The organism is Tatumella morbirosei, assembly GCF_000757425.2.
GTDB lineage: Bacteria > Pseudomonadota > Gammaproteobacteria > Enterobacterales > Enterobacteriaceae > Tatumella > Tatumella morbirosei.
In genome coordinates this window covers 739,627-761,268 of sequence record NZ_JPKR02000003.1, presented here as the reverse complement: position 1 = coordinate 761,268, position 21,642 = coordinate 739,627, and the positions used below count along the sequence as shown (strand labels likewise).

Here is a 21,642-nt window from a genome sequence, read left to right as displayed (position 1 = left end):
CTGAATCTTTCACTCCATCATTTTATTCTCCGCTCATAGCTTTACATCTATATAGCAATAGATCTATATTGCTCAGGAGGTTTTGTGTGGACGATTATAACAACGGATAGGTTCGACGACTGGTTGTGTTCACTCAGTGATAGCGACCGGACCTGTGTGCTTGCCATGTTGTTAGTTTTGCGGGAAAAGGGACCTGGCTTAGCCAGGCCTTATGCCGATACGGTGAGAGGCTCCCGTTACCACAATATGAAAGAGTTGCGTATTCAACGTTGCGGGGATCCCATACGTGCATTTTACGCTTTTGATCCGGCCCGTAACGGCATTGTACTTTGCGCAGGAACTAAGGTCGGTAATGAAAAGCGTTTTTATGTTGAAATGCTCCCTGTAGCTGACCGGGAATTCACTCACTGGCTTAAGAGATTAAAACAAGAGGAATAATTTGATGGTGAGAACGCTGGAACAGCTTATCGCAGATGAAAAACCTGAAGTGGTGGCCCGTGCTCAGGTAATGGCAAATGACATTCTGCTCAATATCCACCTTGCCGAATTACGTGAGAAAGTACAGAAAACGCAGGTGGAAATGGCGCAGGCGCTGGGTATCAGGCAACCCACCGTTGCAGTCATGGAGAAACCAGGGCGCGACCTGAAGCTTTCGACGCTTAAGCGCTACGTTGAAGCAACCGGCGGCAAACTCCGTCTTGATGTCGAATTGCCGGATGGATCTCACTATGGATTTGAATTGTGAGTTCCCGGGAACCTGCATGAAGGTTTCCTCACCGTGCAGGTAACAGGACAACCGGACCAGCTAAAGTGATAATTGTTAATCACAGAAACGGCTTCGGGGATTTTTAGCCGATGATTGCAGTTAGAGGGAGAGAATGAATCATGGATAAAAAGCAAAAAACCAGACGCCCGTAGACATCTGGTTTCTTTAATCTGGCTCCTCTGACTGGACTCGAACCAGTGACATACGGATTAACAGTCCGCCGTTCTACCGACTGAACTACAGAGGAATTGTCGTGAAGACGGGGCGCATAGTAACGAGGTAGCTTCAGGTTGTCAAAACAGTTTTACCTTTCTGCGAACTGATTGCTGATAAAAGATACACCTGCGCAGGGTGACGGGTAATGATCGCCCGTTGTCGTGTCGTAAAACTACTGATAGTTCAGGAGTTCCGGTGCCATGGCACCAGGTGAGGTAGCCAGTGACTCAGGCCGGTCATAAGTTATGGGCGGACTCTCAGCTGAGTGTTGATGAGAAACGAGTCCTGCCACAGTCTACACCGGAACAGATTGAGGCGAAGTCACTGGCTTGCTGTGTTGAACAGCGGAATTCGGGTTGCTCCGCATAAAGTTGGCCAAACTTACGAAAATGATTTTTAACCATTTTATGTACCTCTTGTATGTAATCGGCACATGCTGGTTAGCTACTACCATATGAAGCGAAGTGAGCCAGTCCCCCTTTCGAAGGTAAACCTTGCTTAGCAGCTTATGGCCCTTCGCTTAACCTTTCACGCCAGCAATAATCTTGAATGGTTACCAAGAGCTCGACTCTGAATGAACAAGGCGACCTGCGTGATGGTTATGTGAAAGGAGATGCGGGAGTTTACCAACCAGGGATAGATGTAAGAAAAAAACACTCGATATCTACCTGATGCGTGAAGGTGTCCGTGGCTGGTTGGTTATAGACAAAAAAGACCAAAAGCGATTTCAAGGCAGTACACATCATCACTGAATGGCTTGAGCATTATAATTGTGCTTTAAGTGATGCTCACATCAAAATGGAGGCGTCAGCTGTGTACCATGAGTTACTAGCCACAGAGCTGTGTCTGGCAGGATTGAAACTTTCTCTGGCAACCTTTACAGCACGCGCGTATTTGCTCGAGGTATGGATATCAGAGAGCTGAATCGGACTTTTTGTTTCGTTGGCAGCACTGGCACTGATGGTTGCAGGCTGACACTCATCAGGGCTACACTGCAGGCGACAGCGTTTAAAGCGGGTTTGAAAGAAATAATTGAATTACCTTCTGGGTCACAGTTGAGGTGCAGACTGCCTGAGCCAGGCCGTCTTACAAAGCAGATCAGGTGCTAAATTTGACCGAACTAATCCAGCGAATACGCACTGGATTCTCGTGGTCAATGAAGCAACTCTCACCGGTTTGAATTTTCTCAATCATTCCAATATCCTCTTTAGATAGGTTGAAAGAAAAAGCATTCAAATTCTGACAGATACGTTCAGGCGTAACTGGTTTTGGGATCACGCTGATATTGCGCTGCATAAGCCAGCAGAGAACGACCTGAGCAACACTTTTACCGTGTTCAGTGGCGATCTGGCTGAGAATCGGTTGGGTGAAAAGTCCATTTTTACCTTCCGCAAAGGGAGCCAACACGATGGTTTGTATACCTAATTTACTAAAGAATTTAACCTTCTCTGGCTGTTGCTAATACAGATTTCACCTCAACCTGGTTAATCATAGGCGAGGTTTTATTGAGCACAATGAGGTCGGCAATACGTGCTGGTGAAAAGTTGCTTACACCAATATCCCTGACAACTTTTTCTTCATACAAATCTTCCATTGCCCGCCATGAACCATGTGCGTCAGAATAGGGCTGATGGCTTAGAAATGCGTCAAGGTAATCCAGTTGAAGGAGTTTAAAGTTCAAATGCCCGGCGCGTTGGTTCAAACCCCGCATTCTGAATCCAGAGTTTGGTCGTAACAAAAATTTCATTACGTGGTATATCACTGCGCTTGATAGCACGTCCAACGGGTTCCTCATTTTCATATGCGGCAGCCGCATCGATCATTCGATAACCTGTCAGTAAAGCCTGAACGACTGCACCTTCATACTGCTCAGGATCAGAGATCTGGTAAACCCCTAATCCTACCAAGGGCATATTAAAGCCATTACTTAGCGTTACTGTATTCATATACGTCTCCTTATCAGGCAGTTAACCACAGCTACAGACCTTTCATTTGTGTGTGAGTACCCCAATAGAGTGTATACATGTGTATGAAATACGACCTGCGGAATAAAACCTCGCCCTTGTTTTGCTATTTGACTGGTGGTCATTTAGTTTATTAATAACGCAAAGTCGCCTTTACTTATGTGAGAGTCTAAAATGGATCCTTTATCGGACGTTTTACAGCTACTATCGGCTCGGAGTTATATTACAAGTGGGCAAACAGCGGGAGCGTATTGGTCAATGCGTTATCCGGGGTTTTACGGAATGAAATTTATTGCCCTGCGAAAGGGGCACCTTTGGTTCCGGCTTGAAGAAGAAGATGTCTGGACGGAACTATTCCCTGGTGATGCTGTAATATTAACTCGCTTTACACCGTTTATAATGGCTTCTGATCCAACATTGATATCGGTTCATTCAGAGCAGGTCCCCTACCAGATGCATAATGGTATTGCTGATTATGGCGGTAGTGAAAGTATCATTCTGGCTGGGAAAATGGATGTTGATCAGGCCGCCGCAGGCCAATTACTCAATGTATTACCAACTGTCATACCGATTAAAACCGGCTCTGATGCCTCATCAACCCTCAGTTGGTTAATGGAGCGACTTCACGAAGAGAATATGTCATTACGCCCGGGGGCTTCTCTGGCTGGTAACCATCTCATACAACTTGTCATGATTGAAGGGATACGAAGCTGGATATTATCCGAGGAATCTGCTCTTAAGGGCTGGATGGGCGCACTACGGGATCCAAGGATACTTAGTGCGTTAGCGGCAATACATACGAGACCAGAGAAAAACTGGCAGTTAACTGAGCTTGCCGGAATTGCAGGTATGTCACGTGCAAACTTTGCTCGCAAATTCAATGAATCAACAGGGACAACACCGCTGAGTTATCTGACTCACTGGCGCATGCAAATTGCTAGTAGGGCTCTGAGACTTAGCAGCGAGCCGGTTAAACAAATAGCATTCAGATTAGGATATGCAGCGGAAAGCACATTCAGCACGGTATTCAAACGCGTATACGGGGTATCACCTAAGGCTCACAGAATGCAATACCATGAAGGTCCGGTTTATCCGCTTGGACCTTACCGATTTAATATTCAGTAAAACACCCCATTCCTACTTTGATACTTACAATAAAGTAAAAGAGACTATCACTTATTAAAAATCTCATGTCATAGAGATACTCTTATACCGGCGATACAATGCCTATCTCCGGATTAAGCAGTGCAGCTGCATTATCTGGAGGAACTTTATGATATTTCTGCTCATGATTCAGATGGGTAACACTATGAATTGGGTTCTCTATGACTAGTACTATAAAAAACCAGAATCGGCTATTTACGTTTGCTTCTTGCCTCGGGATTATCCTTGTACAGCTCGATGTCAGCATTGTGAATGTGGGTTTGCATTCACTTAAAGAAGCATACAACGCCACTGTCTCTGATCTTGAATGGGTCATTAATGCTTATGCACTCGTGTTTGCTGCGCTAATGCTCAGTTCGGGCACGATAGTGGATAAGCTTGGCTCCAAAAAGACCTTTATCTCAGGGGTCATCATATTCATCTTCGCCTCTGTCTTTTGTGCTATGGCACCTTCAATTTACTGGTTGGATATTATGCGTGCAGTACAGGGCATCGGTGCAGCATTGCTGTTGCCAAGCTCCCTGACGTTACTGCGTCAGTATTTTTCCGATCCTAAACAACGAACGTCTGCGATTGCCATGTGGGCATCATCCGGCGCTCTTGCACTTGTTGCCGGGCCTGTCCTTGGCGGAGCTCTCATCAAATACCTTGGATGGAAAAGTATCTTTTTAATCAACTTTCCACTGGGGTTGATTAGTATTACCATCATTTGCTGGCTGGCGAACGCAGGAGAAGTCTCTCCGAAAAAGATGAACTACTCGAGCCAGCTACTGATTGCTTCCGGACTTGCATTACTCACATTCACGCTAACTGAAGCAGGTCAGTTTGGCTGGGCAAGTCCTGTCATCATCACGACGCTCATTGCCGGGCTGCTGATGTTGATCGCGTACAGAAAGCTTGACAGCAAAGCAGATAATCCTGTTATATCTCATGAAGTTCTGGCAAACCCACTGATTACCATTGCCGTTGTTGTCGGTTTTCTCTGTAATCTGGTTTTCTATGGTGCAGTGTTTATCTTCAGTATATTTTTCCAGAATAAACTACATCTATCTGCACTGGAAACAGGTCTTGCCTTCATGCCCATGATGGCAGTAACCGCTCTGGTTAACTTCAGCTCAAAATGGTTCGTGAACTGGCTTTCTGTCAGAAGTCTTTCGTTGCTCGGGAGCATTATCAGTCTGGTTGGGTTTGGTATGGTAATGCTTGTTTCTCCTGACTCGACAGCAACACAGTTGTTTATTCCAATGGTCTTACTCGGCAGCGGAACGTCATTTGCAATGCCGGTGATGACGAATCTTGTTCTTGGTCAGGCGACTACTAAATCGGCGGGTTCAGCCTCTGCACTGTTCAACTGCGCAAGGCAGATGGGGGGGGGTTACAGGTGTGGCAATCTTTGGCCTGCTGTTAGGCTCTGCGGGTGTAAATAACATGACCGAAGGGTTAAAAATGGTGTCTCTTTCCGCCTCAGTTATCACTGTCATCTGGCTAATTGCAGGTTACAAAAAACTTCCGGTGCAGAAATTACATTTATTGTAGTGATTCAGGTTAAGGCTAAAGATACTGCTCAGTTTCTGTCGCTCTGTTTACGAGTCAATGTTGGCGAAAAGATACTCGAAAGAGGATGACAACAAGGGTAAGTATAATAGTTGTACAAAAAACGCAACATAGTATTGAAATATTTAAAAATATCGAGTTAAAAATAAAATAACATTAGTTACTGGAGTAGGCTTGGCCGGTGGTCTTGGTTTTTAAACGGATCAACAAATTGGTCTACCTGGCTATAAAGTCATTATCTCATACAGGAATTTAGATAAGGTTAAATAGCTCGCAAGGGGATTAAAATTAAAAGGTGTTGAAATCTTAACACTACAACTGGATATAACCGATGATATCAGTGTATCCAGCGTTTTCCAGGAAGTTCAGCTTGCACATGGAAAGCTGGACGTATTGATAAATAATGCCGCTATTCTTCCGCTAAACCGGAAGCTGGGTTGCCGGCACCATGACAGCCGCTGAGCCTGCCCTTTCAAGAGGAGCTGTGGTAGATGGTGTGCTGGCAGAGTTTGTCGTATGCGAACAGAGCTTGGCAATACATATTCCCTCGCACCTCACTTATCAGGAAGCCGCTTGTTTTCCCTGCGACGGAGCTACGGCATGGAATGCACTTTTCTGACCGGCTCAACTGACCTGCGTGCAGACTGTGCTTACCTTGGGAACCGAGGGAATATCTACTTTTGCCATTCAGTTTGCTGCATTATCTGGAGCAAGCATCATCTCGACTTCCTCCAGCGACGAGAAACTAGATCGCATACGAGCCCCGGGGGCCAGTGACACGATTAACTTGAGTGAGAGCAAGAGGTGTCACGGCTAACCAATTGTAGGGGAGTTGACCATTGTTGTTGAAGTTGGTGGTGGAGGCACACTAAATCGCTCAGTTGTCAGTACCGATCCCAATAACCTTTCAAAAAAATGTTGTTCTTGCCAAGCCTCTCCGAGGGGCGCAGTTAGCGCTGGTCGCATGCGACCGGGAACGCCTGGGCACTTGTGGCCGGGCGCGCGGTGATGTGAGTATTCAGCCATAGGCAAGCTACGGGTGACATTTCTGCAAAATTATTGGCTAAATTGTTTTATTTAACACGGTAGCTGCTACGCAGGAAACCGGTTACGCAAAAAAACAACTGCACTAATGGCTGACATTTTGCACTGGCCTGGTGCGTTTTTTAGTGTTCTCTGTCATCGAACTGAAATAACCCTGTGCTTAAAAAAACAACAGAACAGCCTCTTTTCATAGTGTTTTTGTTATGACCTGTCTTCGCTGGCAGGCTTTATTCATTTCTGGCCTGGTTATTGCAACTACCGGTATATCCATCCAAAGGCATTGCCTGTTTTGAGTTTCCGGATTTCGTGACGGGGGAAAAATGAATCTAAGACGTCTGAAATACTTTGTGAAAATTGTCGATATCGGCAGTCTTACCCAGGCCGCAGAAGTTCTGCATATTGCGCAACCGGCACTAAGCCAGCAGGTCGCTACACTCGAAGGTGAAATGGACCAGCAGTTGCTGATCCGCACCAAGCGTGGAGTGACTCCGACAGACGCTGGTAAGGTCCTCTATACACATGCCAGAAATATTTTGCGTCAGTGCGAACAGGCTCAACTGGCGGTGAATAATGCCGGGCATACCCTAAGCGGTCAGGTCTCTATCGGTCTTGCTCCCGGGACTGCGGCTTCTTCATTGGTGATGCCATTGTTGCAGAAGTTGCGTGAGACATACCCGGAAATTCTGGTTTATCTGAACGAAAACAGCGGCCATGCCCTGAATGAAAAAGTGCTGAATGGTCAGCTGGATATGGCATTGCTCTATGACCGGACACCCGTCACCGGGCTGAACTGTCAGCCGTTGATGAAAGAAGAACTGTATCTGGTAGGCACCGGGAATTCTCCGGGACATACGGTTGACCTGGGTGAAGTTGCCGGCATGAATCTTTATCTACCGCGTGATTATAGTGCTGTGCGGCAGCGGGTTGATGAAGCATTTTCCTTGCGCCGGTTAAGTGCACATATCATTGGTGAAATTGAATCTCTGTCGACCCTCTCAGCGGCAATTTCCAGTGGCATGGGTGTTTCGGTCCTGCCTGAATCTGCTGCGAAATCTTTAACTGCGCCAATCAATGGCTGGATGGCAAAAATTACTGCACCCTCGTTACATCTGCCCTTATCGCTGAATACCTCTTTTGCTCTGCCGTTGTCTGGTTCGGCCCAGGCGGTCAAAAATTGCCTGCTATCACTGACACAACAAACTCTGGTGAATGAACATGAACTGATGCTGGTGAGTTAACCAGCAGTTTACTGTCAGATGCCGGTTATCCGGCATCGCTATAACTTTTCCTGCCGGTAATCAGAAAAACTTATTGCTCCCGGTGTCGCCGATGATTAGGATCGGCAGCCGGAAGGAAAACGTTTGCGCCTTCATGGTGCAGTCAGGTGTGGTTTTTCTGTCCCGCTATTCTCCGGGAATACTAACCTGTGCTATGCCATGGCACGGGTTTTGCTTATGTAATTCTGTTTGGGGTGATGTGAAAAATCCCTCTGCCGGACACCCTGTCGCAGAGGGATTTTTCTGAAATGCCGTAATAAAAATGAAAATCGTGGTAAGCGATATCAAAAAGGGATCGACTCATGCTTGAAAAACTCTTTAAGTTGAAAGCAAACAAAACCAGCGTTCGTACTGAAGTGATCGCCGGTTGTACTACCTTCCTGGCAATGGCCTATATCCTGTTTGTTAACCCAAGCATTCTGGGTGCCACCGGGATGGATAAAGGCGCAGTATTCGTGGCAACCTGTCTTGCTGCAGCAATCGGTTCTGTACTGATGGGGATGATTGCCAATCTGCCGATTGCTCTGGCTCCGGGCATGGGCTTAAATGCTTTTTTCACCTACACCGTCGTGCTGCATATGGGTTATCACTGGCAGGTGGCTCTGGGCGCGGTATTCATATCGGCATTAACCTTCTTTGCTCTCTCTTTGTTTAAGATTCGTGAGTGGATCATAAACAGCATCCCACTGCCATTACGTTCGGCAATTGCGGCCGGGATTGGTCTGTTCCTGGCACTGATTGCTCTTGAAGGAGCAGGGATTGTGGTAGGTAACCCTGCGACGCTGGTAGGTCTGGGCGATATCACCAAACCAGGTGCGTTACTGGCGCTGTTGGGTTTCTTCCTGATAGTCATACTTGAAGCACGTAAAGTGACCGGTGCGGTATTGATTGGTATTCTGGTGGTTACCGCGATTGCGATGCTGGCAGGTTTAACTCCCTTTGGTGGAATTTTCTCCGCTCCTCCGTCACTGGCACCAACCTTCCTGAAACTGGATATTGCGGGGGCATTCAACGTTGGCCTGGTAAGTGTGATTTTCGCATTCCTGTTTGTCGACGTGTTTGATAACTCAGGCACCCTGATTGGGGTTACCCGTCGTGCCGGTCTGAGCGATGAGAACGGCAACATTCCGGCAATGGGACGTGCTCTGGTTGCTGACAGTGCGGCAGCACTGTTCGGTTCACTGCTGGGCACCTCTACCACCACCAGTTTTGTGGAATCAGCGGCCGGGGTAAGTGCGGGTGGCCGTACCGGTCTGACATCGGTAGTGGTAGCTATCCTGTTCCTGTTGTCACTGTTCTTTTCACCACTGGCGGGGAGTGTACCGGTCTACGCGACAGCACCAGCACTGTTATTTGTGGCGGTACTGATGACCTCTGGTCTGGCTGAGATTGACTGGAAAGATATTACGACTGCCGCACCGGTAGCCGTGACTGCGATTACCATGCCATTCACCTATTCGATTGCCAACGGGATCGCGTTTGGATTTATCACCTGGACCGTAGTGAAGTTACTGAGCGGCAAGGTGCGTGAAGTCAATCCGGCACTGATTATTCTGTCGATTCTGTTTGTCATCAAACTCGGCTGGTTAAGTGCCTGAGTATTGAATAATCCGGCCGGACTGCCTGGCCTACCCGATCAGTTTGGCTGAAGTTTTAGGGGGCGGTTATCCGCCCCTTGTTATTTGTGTTTCCTGCGCCGTTATGCTCAGAAAATGCTATCTCAGCGGAATGGCGGTTCGTCAAAGGTACGAAGTTTCCGGGAATGCAGGCGGTCGGCCTCTGCCTGTAGCAACGATACGGCACAGATCCCGATATGCAGATGTTCGGAAATAGCGCCTTCATAAAACCGGTTAGCCTGGCCCGGTAGTTTTATCTCACCGTGCAGGGGCTTATCAGAGACACAGAGCAGGGTGCCATAGGGAACCCGAAAACGATAACCCTGGGCAGCGATAGTGGCGCTTTCCATATCCACCGCGATGGCCCGGCTTTGATTAAAGCGTAATGCAGATGCTGCATACCGTAACTCCCAGTTACGATCATCAGTGGTCACCACTGTACCAGTCCTCAGGCGCTGTTTTATATCCTCACCGTGAATTCCGCTGACCTGGCGGGTAGCATCATATAATGCCCGTTGCACTTCAGCGATACTGGGGACCGGTATATCCGGTGGCAGTACAGAATCCAGCACATGGTCATCCCGTAAATAGGCATGCGCCAGTACATAATCACCAATCCTCTGGCTTTCACGTAAACCACCACAATGGCCAATCATCAGCCATGCATGCGGACGCAGTACGGCCAAATGGTCACAGATGGTTTTGGCATTCGAGGGGCCTACACCGATATTGATCAACGTTATTCCACGTTTATTATCGGCTATCAGGTGCCATGCCGGCATCTGGTGTTTTTTCCACGCGAGATCGGTCACAATATCTTCCGGTTGTTGGCTTTCGGCGGTAATTTCGATTCCCCCGGCACAGACTAAGCGGGTATAAGGGGTCGCCGGATCCCGGACCTGGGCCACCGCCCAGCTGACGAATTCATCCACATAGCGGTTATAGTTGGTGAACAGGACAAAGGGCTGGAAATCTGCAGTAGAGGTTCCTGTGTAGTGACGTAACCGGGCGAGAGAAAAATCGGTGCGTAAGGCATCGAACTGTCCCAGCGGGAAATCACCTTGTTGACCCAGCAGGCCATCAGAAACTTCGTTACCAATGTGCGACAGATCGGTCACCGGGAAGTGGCGGGCGATACTGGCCATGATCTCTCTGTCCGCCGGGAGTTCCGTTCCTTCAATGACATAAGGATAGGGAATTTCTGTCCGGGAAGGGCGCACTTCCAGGGTAAAGTCATACTCACTCGCCAGCATCTGGAGCTGTTCACGCAGATAATGACGTAACAGGGCTGGCTGGGTGACGGTAGTGGCATAGCTGCCCTGGCGGGTAAATCTTCCCCAGGCTCGTACCCGGCTGGCCGGTGCGGTTTCTCCCTGCCAGTTCAGATGCAGCTCAGGATAAACAAACAGACCTGCGGCACGGGTGACAGGGTCCGGTAATATTCCCTGCAGGGCATAGTTTTGCAGTGCCTCACGCAGGGCAGTGACAGATTTCTGGTAGCCGGACTCAAGAGCATCCAGGGCGTGTTCTATATCTTCAGGAAGTACAGTCATTTTAGCTCCGGTCATCGGGTTTCTTCTGTTAGCCTGGTGGCAGCTACCGATTATTACCCGTTAAACCCGCCAGAGAAACTTAAGTTTTTTCTGAAAACCCCGATATTCAGCGGCGGCGCTGTATAATTTATATTCATACATTCGTATAAATAACTGATAATTTTGCAGAGATAAAAAAATTTTTAATAAATAACAATGTATCAGACTTGTTAAGTAGTGTTTTTGGAATGCGGGGTATAGAATTATTTAGCCAGAGCACATCGCCTGACAGTATCCCCTGATGATATCCACCAGTGACAAACAACCCGCTGTATCGCAGTGGTGGTTGATTGTTTGTTTTTATTTCAATGGCTTAAATGATTTGGTATCCCCTTGCGAAATCCAGGCATAGCGTTAAAACAAGCAATACAAAAAACGGAATGGTATCCCAGACGTAAACGATATACGACGTTATTACGCAGGGAGATTACCCCGCTGGCAGTGCCCATTCTGATTGAAAATACCTGTGTTTTATTAATGGGTGTGCTCAGTACTTTCCTCGTCAGCTGGCTGGGTAAGGCTGCGATGGCCGGAGTTGGGCTGGCGGATAGTTTTAATATGGTAGTTATCTCTTTCTTTGCGGCGGTGGATCTGGGAACCACCGTGGTGGTTGCCTTCAGTCTGGCGAAAAGAGAAGGCAAACGTGCCAGAGCCGCTGCCCGTCAGTCACTGGGACTGATGACTGTTATCGGTTTTTTACTGGTGATTGTCATCGAAATCTGGGGGCACGTGATAATCGATCTGATTGCAGGAAGTGCTCAGCCCGATGTAAAAGCATTTGCACTCAATTATTTACAGGTATCTGCATGGAGTTATCCGGCGGCGGCGATTGCGTTGATCGGTAGCGGCGCTTTACGTGGCGCCGGAAATACCAAAATTCCTATGTTGATTAATGCAGGAATGAATATACTGAACATTGCCATCAGTAGCGTCCTGATATATGGCTGCTTTTCCTGGAAAGGGCTGGGATTTACCGGCGCAGGATTAGGCCTGACGGTGTCACGTTATCTGGGGGCTGCCGTCGTGATTATTGTTCTGATGGGTCGTTACAACGGCGCGCTGACGATTCCGTTGAAAAGTTACTTTCGTCGCTGGAATTTTACCATCCTGACCGAAGTGCTGAGTATTGGTATTCCGGCCAGTATCGAGTCGGTGTTATTTAACGGCGGTAAGTTACTGACCCAGGTGTATGTCGCCGGGATGGGCACCAGTGAAATCGCCGGTAATTTTATCGCGTTTTCGATAGCATCATTGATTAACCTGCCAGGTAATGCTCTGGGCTCGGCGTCAACGATTATCACCGGCAAACGTCTTGGGAAAAACCAGGTTTATCAGGCCTCAATACAGGTGCGTCATGTTTTCTGGCTATCGACCTTTGGTCTGTGCTGCCTCGCGCTGTTGTCAGCCCCCCTTGCCGGGGTACTGGCGCGGTTCTATACCAAAGATCCTGAGGTTATCCGGGTGACCGAGCATCTGATCTGGCTGAATGCTGCATTTATGCCAATCTGGGCGACGTCATGGGTTTTGCCGGCCAGCTTCAAAGGGGCCAGGGACGCGCGTTTTGCGATGTATGTATCGATGTTTAGTATGTGGGGGGCCAGGGTCGTTTTAGGCTACCTGCTGGGAATCTATTTTGGAATGGGTGTGATTGGCGTATGGTTAGGGATGTTCCTTGACTGGGCAGTCCGCGGTGCCTGTTTCTGGTGGCGACTGGTGAGTGGCAGTTGGCTGAATAATTATCGCCGTTTACAGGCCAAAGCCGCGGCGGCCGCCGCCAAAGTCCGGGAAGTGCCGCAGGATGCGACGGAAAAGTAGCACGCTGCTTCTTATGCATCGATGCATCGTTTGCTCTATTCACTATGTAGTCAGTTTCTGCCGTCAGCAGAAGAGGCAGGTAAACAGGACCGCAGTTCACCGTTAAGCAGGATAAATGATGAGCAGAGCAACAAAATTAACTCTCCGGACAGCCTCCGGGCCAGATATACCGTCGACAGAACCGGCATCGTTTGCGGTTTTTAAACAACTGGTGTTTGACCATATTCCTCTGCCTGCCTGGTTTGTTTCAGCCAATGGCAGCGAGATGGTTGCCAATCATTGCTGGCACGAAAAAATGGCAAAACTTGCCGCTAAAGTACCACAAGAGTGGCTCAGCTGGTTGCATCCTGAAGATAAGGTGATTGCCAGTGCGGCCTGGGCCGGTGCGTTACAACATCGTTTGCCCTTTCATCATCAGGTCCGGCTTGCCCTGGCTGATGGCAGTTTCATCTGGCATATCGTTTATGCTTTTTACCTCGAATCATTTGATTGCTGGTTGGTGAAGTTTTTCGATATTGATGAGATGCAGGTGGCCAAAGTTCGTGCCAACGATGATCTGCGTCACTCGAAAAGCATGCTGGATGCCAGTATTGATTGTATCAAGGTCATCAATCCCGAAGGCAACCTGGTGGATATGAATTTCTCGGGTTGTGAAGCCCTGGGAGTGGATCCGGATTCCGGATTTGGGATGGACTGGTTGAACCTGCTACCCCGTGAAATTCGCACCCGGGGTCGTAAAGCATTAAAAGTGGCGCGAACCGGGGTCAATGCACGTTTTTCCGGCAAAAGCCAGCTACCAGACAGTGCCCCTTTCTACTGGGACAACATTCTTACACCCGTGCTGGGACCAGACGGGAAAGTGGTCAGTATTCTCTGTGTTTCGCGGGATATTACCGAGCTTCATGTGGCTGAACAGCGATTTAAGTACATCAGCGAGCATGACGACCTTACCGGGTTGTATAACCGCCGCGTTTTCCACAGCTCACTAAAAAAATATCTCAGAACTGCAGATTCGCAAAACGCGTCACTGGCAGTCATGCTGATCGATCTCGATTATTTCAAACTGGTTAATGATACGCTCGGACATGTGGCCGGTGATCATCTGCTTTCTGTGCTGGCGAAGCGGCTCACCCGTTATTTGCCAGAAAAAGCCTTTATCGCAAGGATAGGCGGGGATGAGTTTGCTGCCATATTTCCTGGTATCGAAAACCGTGAGCAATTACAGCATGCGGGCACGAAACTGATTGAAGATACCTGCAAGCCGCTGAGTTATCAGGGACATGTTATCTCTTTTAGCCTCAGCATCGGTGGGGCGGTATTTCCGGCCCATGCCACGGAGAGTACTGCGCTGATTAAAGCAGCAGATATTGCGCTGAATGAATTAAAGCGTAACGGGCGCGGGGGGATTTGTTGTTTTGAACCTTCGATGACGAAACTGGTGGATACTACCCGTAATCAGTTAGAGCAGGCGAAAGATATTATTCAGAATGAAGCTATTCTCCCTTTTTATCAGCCCAAAGTACGGTTAACAGACGGTCAGATTATAGGAATGGAAGCGTTAATGCGCTTCTATAATACTCAGGGTGAACTCTGTTTCCCGGGGGATATCTGGGCTGCCTTCGAAAACTATGCGCTGGTCGAGAGGATCGGCTTTTTTATTCGTGACCGGGTGTTCGCTGATATTCGTCAGTGGATTGACCAGGGGCTGGAAGTCGTTCCGGTCTCCGTCAATGCATCCCCGGTTGAGTTTATGCGGGATAATTACGCAGAAAAATTCCTGCAACAGTTGCAAAAGTACGATTTACCTCCGGAGCTACTGGAAGTCGAAATTACCGAGCATATGTTCGATGGGCGGGGGGCTGGTTATGTGTTCCGTGCTATCAAACTACTGAAAGAGAAAGGTGTCAGGATATCCCTGGATGATTTTGGGACCGGTTACTCTGCGCTGGCGAATATCCGGGATTACCCTGTCGATGTCATCAAAGTTGATCGCACTTTTGTTAGTAGTTTGAGTCAGGGCAAGGAGGGACTGGCGGTCATAAAAGCGTTATTGTTGTTGGCTACTCAACTGGAACTGGATGTCGTGGCTGAGGGCATAGAAAATACCGAGCAGCGTGAGTTTCTGATTAATGAAGGCTATACGCACGGACAGGGATTCCTGTTTAGTGCCGCTGTTCCTGCAAACATCATCAGTGAGTATCTGGCTAATCTGGCAACTCATAAACTGCTGTAAGCCGTACTACATTGATCATCTGGAAAATATTGATACTTCCCCGGTGAGTCGTCATGCGGCAATGCTGACGGATGGCTGACCGGTTAAGTTCGGACTCCGTAGTACTTCGGTGAGTATTCCTGTGGTTCACACTGCCAGGGGTGTACAGTTTACTGTCTCTTATTCAGGGTGGGCACCCCGGCGGATGACAGTGGCATTTCTGATGCTGATAATTTGTGCCATGATTGAAATGGCAATTTCTGCCGGGGTCTTACTGCCAATTTTAAGACCGATGGGGGCGTGCAGTCGGGCGATATCTGTTCCAGAGCACTCCATAATCTCTCGTAGTCGTTGACGACGTTTCTCACTATTAGACGCTGAACCCATGGCGCCTATATAGAATGCATTGGTATTAACGGCCTCACTCACACTTAAGTCATCGATGGTCGGATGGTGAGTCAGTGATAACACAGCCGTGCCGGGGCCTGCGCCATAAAGTTCCAGCCAACGCGCAGGATGCATATTGATGATTTGTAACTGTGGGTTGGCCGGAAAATCTGTCAGTAACTGGCCAAAGAGATCTTCTCTGTGTTCGCAGATTCTGACGGAGTAACCGGTTAGCAGTGCCAGTCTGATACATTCATACGCCACCGGCGAATATCCGGCAATAAAGATTTCGGTGGCTGCCCCTACCGGCAAAATCACCTGTCGGGAGTTATAGCTAAGCTGACGCGGCCCTGTTGCTGCTGTCGCTTCGGTAATAGTATAGCCCTGACCAATACTGACGGTTTTAATCACCGGCGTGCCACCATTCAGTGCCTGTGATAACCGGGTGAGTTGCCGGTGATTGATTTCATCCGGCAAAATATGTTCGGTGAGGACATCAAGACTACCACCACAGGGAAGCTCAACCGGTGCAGCCAGGCCTTGCCCTCCGTAGCGCACAATCTGGCTACAGACCCGGAAATCCGGGCCTTCTAATCTTGACAGGAAATCATCCTCGATACAGCCACCGGAAATTGAACCGCAAAAATCTCCACCGGCATTCACCACCAGCATAGCCCCTGGTGGACGGGGGGCTGATCCCCAACTGTGCAGCACTGTGCATAGCCAGATAGCTTGTTGCTGTTGCAGCCAGTAAACAGCCTGCTGCATAACACGTTGATCCAGTGAAAGGAAACTGCTGATGGTTGGCATGGTCTCAGTCACCGGAGACTGAGGCGGCAGGGGCGACGACATCGCCCTGAGAAACCACCAGCAGATCATCAACACGGATATCACATTTCCGAAGAGCAATATCCATATGACAGGGTGTTTTACGTGTGCCACCGACTTCAGTGTTAGGGCCGGTAGAAAACAGGAAATTTCCGTAAAAGGCACGGGCATCCATACACATACCGTCATTTCTGTCGTGTAGTCCCATGGCAGTCCATTGTGCTCTGGGTTGCAATCCCCAACCAATATGGGAAATACCATAAACTTCCGGGTCGTTAAAATAGCGCATATAGTCCCTGAGGTATTCTGCTTCGAAGCCACCATGAATCCTGGTGACAAATCCTTTTTCAATTTCCAGGGTAATTTTTTCGCGGGTATAACTCTTAAAAGGTAAAAGGATATCGCCAATATCCAGTGACAAAATCCCTTCGGCCTGTTCTTCATTTGGCCAGGTAAACAAAAATCCACTTGGCCAGTGATCCCAACGACCCGGTTTGTCTGCGAAACCGTATTCTGTAACGGTCGGATACTGGCCCAAAGGTGCACGAAAATCGCTGCCCGCCGCTGATTTCACCGTCATTATGGATGCTTTTTCCAGTACTTCCGCCGCCGCCAGCACTCTCTGTTTATCCTGTTCCGTCGGCAACATACGTGCCAGCACTTCCGGCGGTTCGACGGCTAACAGGATACGGGTGCCGGTTTTAAGAATCTGTTCCTGCTCAGGGGAGTGTAGCAACATCATGGTATCAATTATCAGATCAGCAGCTTCCAGGGCGCGTTGAGCGGCCAGATTGCCGGTCAATGCCGTATCTCCGCAATACGCTGTCATGTCGTTGCCCATGGCTTTGGGATGGTTGAAGGAAGGCAGTTCAATTCCATAGACATTTGCGCCCAGCCTTAACGCCGCATCGGTTGCCGCCCTGACGGTACGTTGATCTGAGTAATGGCTTTTCAGAATGGCAACACTCTGTGTGTTATCCACGCCGGATAATCGAAGTACCTGTTCAAACATCCTGGCAAATTCACTGTCATTTACTGCCATAGATTACCTCATTACAGTTATAGGATTCACCGGCACAGTATTTAGTGTCAGCAAGGCTAATAAAGTGAACACACTATATTTACTGTTATATTCATGATCTGCTTAGCAGCGCAAGAAAATCCCTCAGGAATAAGAAAAAACTATGAGTTACTGCGTGATTTGTCAGTATGAGTAGGGCGGATTGCAGTGATACAGCTGAGGTTTCGGCAATTAATCCAGCTGCCGTAGTGACAGGTTGCAAAAAATATAAAGCGTCCACACTTTACATTGCCCCTCTGAGGGAGGGTAGCCCGGATAACAGTCAAATGTCTTGTCTGGCGGCTGATCATCATATTTTTAACTGTTATTTTTTGGTGTATAACACCACAAATAAAAGGGATTTATTAAATTTAATATGGTTTTTTTGTTATTTAACGGTTTTATATTTTTATATTTACCAGAATTTCGGAGCTATCTTTTTATTTTAATCTCCGGAGTCTGACAGGTGCCCTGCTGTGGTGCGAGCAGTGAGGTGAAATGGATAATAATAAGTCATTACGCTCTAAAAGGATGCATTTACAAGTGTCCCTGGAGATGTGATAGCCTGGGTTTGTTTTGTTGTTATTTATAAAATGTTGATATATATGCATTTTATTTAAAATGCGACGTAAGGGTTCATCTTTTCTCTGTGGTGCATACCGAATAATTATAGTGTATAGACTTTAATTTAAATTGCGGGTATACATTTTAATACGCGATGTAAGAGGTCATCTTGCGTTCATTGTGATTAAAAAATGTATCCGGAGCACATTCATGAGCAAATCCAGAAAAATTGCGGTTATAGGCGCAGGGTTAGGTGGAGCAGCCGCAGCACGTTTATTACAAAACGCCGGTTTTGATGTTGATGTTTATGAACAGGCACCAGAGTTCTCACGCATCGGAGCGGGTATCCATGTGGGGCCTAATATCATGAAAGTGTTCCGTGAGATGGGGTTGGAACAACAGTTGGAAGCCATGGGCTGTGATCCGGATGCCTGGATCAGCCGGGATGGCAGCAATGCCGAAGTTATGGCCGAAGCCAGCGTCCGTGACTATGGTGCAACTTACATCACTGTTCACCGGGGAGACATGCATCTGCTGCAGGTGCAGAGCCTGGACCCGCAAAAGCTGCATTATGGGAAACAACTGTTAAATGTTGAACAGACTCCCGATGATGTCACCCTTTACTTCACCGATGGTACCACCGCAACAGCCGATATCGTGGTAGGTGCTGACGGGATCAATTCTAAAATTCGTGAAATCCTGCTGGGGGCCGAACCACCTCTGTACAGTGGCTGGGTGGCGCATCGCGCATTAATCCGTGGTGAAAAACTGGAAAAGTTGCGGGCTGAACATCCCCTGGATGACTGTGTTAAATGGTGGCACAAAGATCGTCACCTGATGGCGTACTACACCACCCGCGAACGTGACGAATACTATTATGTTACCGGTGTCCCTCAGGAAGAAATGGATACCGGAGGGCGCTCTTTCTTAGAAAGCGATCATCAGGCAATGTACGATGCTTTTGCCGAATTCCATCCGCGAATTCAGGCAATGATTGCCGCCAGCGAGGACATTACGATCTGGCCTTTAAATAACCGTAACCCGCTGCCGGTTTGGAGTGATGGCCGTCTGGTACTGCTGGGAGATGCCTGCCACCCAATGAAGCCTCATATGGCACAGGGGGCGGGTATGGCGATAGAAGATGCTGCCATGCTGACGCGTTGCCTGCAGTTGGAAGGGCTGGAAAATTATTCGTCGGCATTCAGACTCTATGAATTAAACCGTAAAGACCGCGCTACCCGGGTTCAGTCTGTCTCAAATGCTAATTCATTTTTAAAATCCCAGGAAGATCCTTCCTGGGTCTACGGTTATGACGTCTATGCTGCGCCTATTCGTCGTACTGAGGAGGATAATGTATGAGTTCGACCTTTCTGTATGGTGCCAACCAGGCCCTGGGTTCAGTGCGGCTGCACTTTCTGCGTTATGGTGGTCAAGGTCAGCCATTGATTTTGGTGCCTGGAATTACCAGCCCGGCCATTACCTGGGGGTTTGTGGCTGAGCGACTGGGGCAACTCTATGATACTTATGTGCTGGATGTCCGAGGTCGTGGTCTCTCTTCTACCGGCGAAGGGCTGGATTACGGTACTGATGCCTGTTCTCAGGATATTGTCGATTTTGCGAAAGCGCTGAAACTTAAAAACTATATTCTCGCCGGACACTCAATGGGAGCACGCTTTGCTATCCGCAGCGCTACACTGGACAGCAATGGCCTCGAAAAGCTTGTTTTAATTGACCCACCGGTTTCAGGTCCGGGCCGACGGGCTTATCCCAGCAAACTGAACTGGTATGTCGACTCTATACAGCAATCACTGGCAGGAATGAGCGGTGAGCAGATGACAGCATTTTGTCCTACCTGGACCGAAGAGCAATTACAGCTTCGGGCTGAATGGCTGCATACCTGCTATTTACCGGCTATTGTGAAGGCGTTTAACGATTTTCATGAAGATGATATTCATCAGTATATTCCGCAGTTAACGGTGCCGGCATTACTGATGGTGGCAGGGAAAGGCGGGGTCATCCTGCCTGAAGATGAAGCCGAAATACAGCAACTGAATGCGGGGGTGACGGTAGCCCGGGTGCGGGGTGCCGGGCATATGATCCCGTGGGATGACGAAGCTGACTTTTTCCGTGTGCTGGGCAGCTATCTTAACTGCTCATTCCCGGAGAAAGCATGATGAGCAAAGTGTATAAGATTGGGCAGATTGTACCCAGCTCAAACACCACTATGGAAACTGAAATACCCGCCATGCTGATGGCGCGGCAGTTGATCCGTCCGGAACGCTTTACCTTTCATTCCAGCCGTATGCGGATGAAACATGTTAAGAAAGAGGAACTGGCGGCTATGGATGCCCAGTCTGACCGCTGTGCGCTGGAATTATCCGACGCGCGGGTGGACGTGCTGTGTTATGCATGCCTGGTGGCTATTATGGCCATGGGGTATGGTTATCATCGTGAATCTGAACAGCGGCTGGGTAATGTCACGGCAGAAAATCTGGCTCCGGCACCGATTGTGACCAGTGCAGGGGCGTTAGTCGATGCACTGAAAATGATGGGGGCCCGCAAAATTACGGTAGTGACGCCCTACATGAAACCACTGACTGAACTGGTGGTGGATTACATCCGCCACGAGGGCTTTGAGATTGTCGATTCGGTCGCGCTGGAGATTGCGGATAACCTGGAAGTGGCCCGGCATGATCCGCAGAAATTACCGGCCATCGTCAGCGGACTTAATTACCAGGATGCAGATGTGATTGTGCTTTCTGCCTGCGTGCAGATGCCTTCCTTGCCGGTCGTAGCGAAAGTTGAAGCCTTAACCGGAAAACCGGTGATTACGGCAGCCATTGCGACCACCTGGTCAATGTTAAATGCGCTGGGGTTAGAAACCATTGTCCCTGGTGCCGGAGCATTATTATCCGGTGCCTGGCCCGGGAGGACGTCGCATGACTGATACGATTTCCGCGGCAGAAAATTACCAGGGGGTCTGGAACGGCCGTATCGGTTTCGGTAAGAAACCGGTATTGCTGCTGGTGGACTTTATGCAGGGTTACACCACACCGGGCCTGCCGTTATACGCTCCGGATGTGGTGACGGCGGTGAATGTTAGCGAGCAGGTACTGGCGGTAGCCCGTCAGACAGAGACGCTGGTCATTCACACCAATATTCTCTATCACCTGCCAGACCAGATTGATGGCGGGATATGGGTTAAGAAATCGCCTGTAATGAGGGCTATGGTGCAGGGCAATCCTGCTGCTGAGTTTTGTGAACAGGTGAAACCCCTGGCTAGTGAACTGGTCATTACCAAGCAATATGCCAGTGCTTTTTTTGGTACCAGCCTGGCCGCAACCCTGACCGCTCAGGGCGTGGATACCGTGGTGATTGTCGGTTGTTCAACCAGTGGTTGTGTTCGTGCGACAGCGGTTGATGCTGTGCAGCATGGTTTTCGTACTATCGTACTGCGTGACGGGGTGGGTGACAGGCACCGTGACCCACACGAAGCCAACCTGTTTGATATTGATAGTAAATATGGCGATGTGATTACTGCTCAGCAGTTTATCGATCATCTACAACCATCATCCTGAGGCAG

The 21,642-nt window shown here is 48.7% G+C and carries 18 protein-coding genes, 1 tRNA gene and 1 pseudogene; 13 read left to right on the top strand and 7 right to left on the bottom strand.

Going from position 1 to position 21,642, the window contains the following annotated elements; all coding sequences use genetic code 11:
* The first annotated feature begins 84 nt into the window (after window positions 1-84).
* Window positions 85-438, top strand: a complete 354-nt coding sequence (locus HA49_RS06400; protein WP_038021292.1) for a type II toxin-antitoxin system RelE/ParE family toxin — start codon at window positions 85-87, stop codon at window positions 436-438.
* A 4-nt stretch (window positions 439-442) separates the two neighbouring features.
* Window positions 443-745 carry a helix-turn-helix domain-containing protein gene (locus HA49_RS06395; protein ID WP_038021290.1) on the top strand — a complete coding sequence of 101 codons (303 nt, stop codon included), beginning with the start codon at window positions 443-445 and terminating at the stop codon, window positions 743-745.
* 192 nt (window positions 746-937) lie between these two features.
* On the opposite strand, the gene HA49_RS06390 is transcribed toward HA49_RS06395, so the two are convergent.
* The 4 genes from HA49_RS06390 to HA49_RS21950 all read right to left on the bottom strand — a co-directional run bounded on the left by HA49_RS06390 (window position 938) and on the right by HA49_RS21950 (window position 2,928).
* A tRNA-Asn gene (locus tag HA49_RS06390) sits at window positions 938-1,013 on the bottom strand.
* A 1,067-nt stretch (window positions 1,014-2,080) separates the two neighbouring features.
* Window positions 2,081-2,389 (bottom strand): aldo/keto reductase, encoded by a 309-nt coding sequence (locus HA49_RS21770; protein ID WP_245610161.1) that lies wholly within the window; start codon window positions 2,387-2,389, stop codon window positions 2,081-2,083.
* A gap of 31 nt (window positions 2,390-2,420) precedes the next feature.
* The gene (locus tag HA49_RS21955; protein WP_281177691.1) at window positions 2,421-2,684 is read right to left on the bottom strand and encodes an aldo/keto reductase; all 264 of its coding nucleotides are present in this window, start codon (window positions 2,682-2,684) and stop codon (window positions 2,421-2,423) included.
* Window positions 2,653-2,928, bottom strand: coding sequence for an aldo/keto reductase (locus tag HA49_RS21950; RefSeq protein ID WP_281177690.1), 276 nt, complete (start codon window positions 2,926-2,928; stop codon window positions 2,653-2,655). The genes HA49_RS21955 and HA49_RS21950 overlap by 32 nt, the downstream gene beginning before the upstream one ends.
* A gap of 192 nt (window positions 2,929-3,120) precedes the next feature.
* On the opposite strand from HA49_RS21950, the gene HA49_RS06380 reads away from it, so the two are divergent.
* The 5 genes and pseudogenes from HA49_RS06380 (at window position 3,121) to HA49_RS06365 (ending at window position 9,583) form a co-directional block, all read left to right on the top strand.
* Window positions 3,121-4,071 (top strand): AraC family transcriptional regulator, encoded by a 951-nt coding sequence (locus HA49_RS06380; protein ID WP_046791699.1) that lies wholly within the window; start codon window positions 3,121-3,123, stop codon window positions 4,069-4,071.
* Between the two features lie 293 nt (window positions 4,072-4,364).
* Window positions 4,365-5,537 (top strand): MFS transporter, encoded by a 1,173-nt coding sequence (locus HA49_RS06375; protein ID WP_245610160.1) that lies wholly within the window; start codon window positions 4,365-4,367, stop codon window positions 5,535-5,537.
* 421 nt (window positions 5,538-5,958) lie between these two features.
* A pseudogene (locus tag HA49_RS22065) lies at window positions 5,959-6,126 on the top strand (SDR family NAD(P)-dependent oxidoreductase); the annotation flags it as partial.
* 902 nt (window positions 6,127-7,028) lie between these two features.
* A complete protein-coding gene (gene nac, locus HA49_RS06370) occupies window positions 7,029-7,946 on the top strand; it encodes a nitrogen assimilation transcriptional regulator NAC (protein ID WP_038021288.1) in 918 nt (305 codons plus the stop codon).
* Window positions 7,947-8,287: 341 nt separating this feature from the next.
* Window positions 8,288-9,583 carry an NCS2 family permease gene (locus HA49_RS06365; protein ID WP_038021285.1) on the top strand — a complete coding sequence of 432 codons (1,296 nt, stop codon included), beginning with the start codon at window positions 8,288-8,290 and terminating at the stop codon, window positions 9,581-9,583.
* Window positions 9,584-9,705: 122 nt separating this feature from the next.
* Here HA49_RS06365 and HA49_RS06360 read toward each other — a convergent pair whose 3' ends face one another.
* Window positions 9,706-11,154 carry an AMP nucleosidase gene (locus tag HA49_RS06360; RefSeq protein ID WP_038021283.1) on the bottom strand — a complete coding sequence of 483 codons (1,449 nt, stop codon included), beginning with the start codon at window positions 11,152-11,154 and terminating at the stop codon, window positions 9,706-9,708.
* A gap of 372 nt (window positions 11,155-11,526) precedes the next feature.
* On the opposite strand from HA49_RS06360, the gene HA49_RS06355 reads away from it, so the two are divergent.
* Together HA49_RS06355 and HA49_RS06350 are read left to right on the top strand one after the other, a co-directional pair.
* Complete coding sequence (locus tag HA49_RS06355) at window positions 11,527-13,008, top strand: EmmdR/YeeO family multidrug/toxin efflux MATE transporter (protein WP_046791697.1); 1,482 nt, start codon at window positions 11,527-11,529, stop codon at window positions 13,006-13,008.
* A gap of 118 nt (window positions 13,009-13,126) precedes the next feature.
* Window positions 13,127-15,241 (top strand): putative bifunctional diguanylate cyclase/phosphodiesterase, encoded by a 2,115-nt coding sequence (locus HA49_RS06350; RefSeq protein ID WP_052752445.1) that lies wholly within the window; start codon window positions 13,127-13,129, stop codon window positions 15,239-15,241.
* A gap of 159 nt (window positions 15,242-15,400) precedes the next feature.
* On the opposite strand, the gene HA49_RS06345 is transcribed toward HA49_RS06350, so the two are convergent.
* Together HA49_RS06345 and HA49_RS06340 are read right to left on the bottom strand one after the other, a co-directional pair.
* On the bottom strand, window positions 15,401-16,417 hold the full coding sequence (locus HA49_RS06345) for an XdhC family protein (protein ID WP_038021281.1): 1,017 nt from the start codon (window positions 16,415-16,417) through the stop codon (window positions 15,401-15,403).
* A 4-nt stretch (window positions 16,418-16,421) separates the two neighbouring features.
* On the bottom strand, window positions 16,422-17,477 hold the full coding sequence (locus HA49_RS06340) for a 2,5-dihydroxypyridine 5,6-dioxygenase (protein WP_038021280.1): 1,056 nt from the start codon (window positions 17,475-17,477) through the stop codon (window positions 16,422-16,424).
* Window positions 17,478-18,269: 792 nt separating this feature from the next.
* On the opposite strand from HA49_RS06340, the gene HA49_RS06335 reads away from it, so the two are divergent.
* From HA49_RS06335 to HA49_RS06320, 4 genes are read left to right on the top strand one after another with little or no spacing between them, the layout of a single operon-like run.
* Window positions 18,270-19,418, top strand: a complete 1,149-nt coding sequence (locus tag HA49_RS06335; protein ID WP_038021278.1) for an FAD-dependent monooxygenase — start codon at window positions 18,270-18,272, stop codon at window positions 19,416-19,418.
* Window positions 19,415-20,233, top strand: coding sequence for an alpha/beta fold hydrolase (locus HA49_RS06330; protein ID WP_038021276.1), 819 nt, complete (start codon window positions 19,415-19,417; stop codon window positions 20,231-20,233). The genes HA49_RS06335 and HA49_RS06330 overlap by 4 nt, the downstream gene beginning before the upstream one ends.
* Window positions 20,233-21,006: a maleate cis-trans isomerase family protein gene (locus HA49_RS06325; protein ID WP_038022574.1), complete on the top strand. Its 774-nt coding sequence runs from the start codon at window positions 20,233-20,235 to the stop codon at window positions 21,004-21,006. Before HA49_RS06330 ends, HA49_RS06325 begins: the two co-directional genes overlap by 1 nt.
* Complete coding sequence (locus tag HA49_RS06320; protein ID WP_038021274.1) at window positions 20,999-21,637, top strand: isochorismatase family protein; 639 nt, start codon at window positions 20,999-21,001, stop codon at window positions 21,635-21,637. Before HA49_RS06325 ends, HA49_RS06320 begins: the two co-directional genes overlap by 8 nt.
* Window positions 21,638-21,642 lie beyond the last annotated feature (5 nt).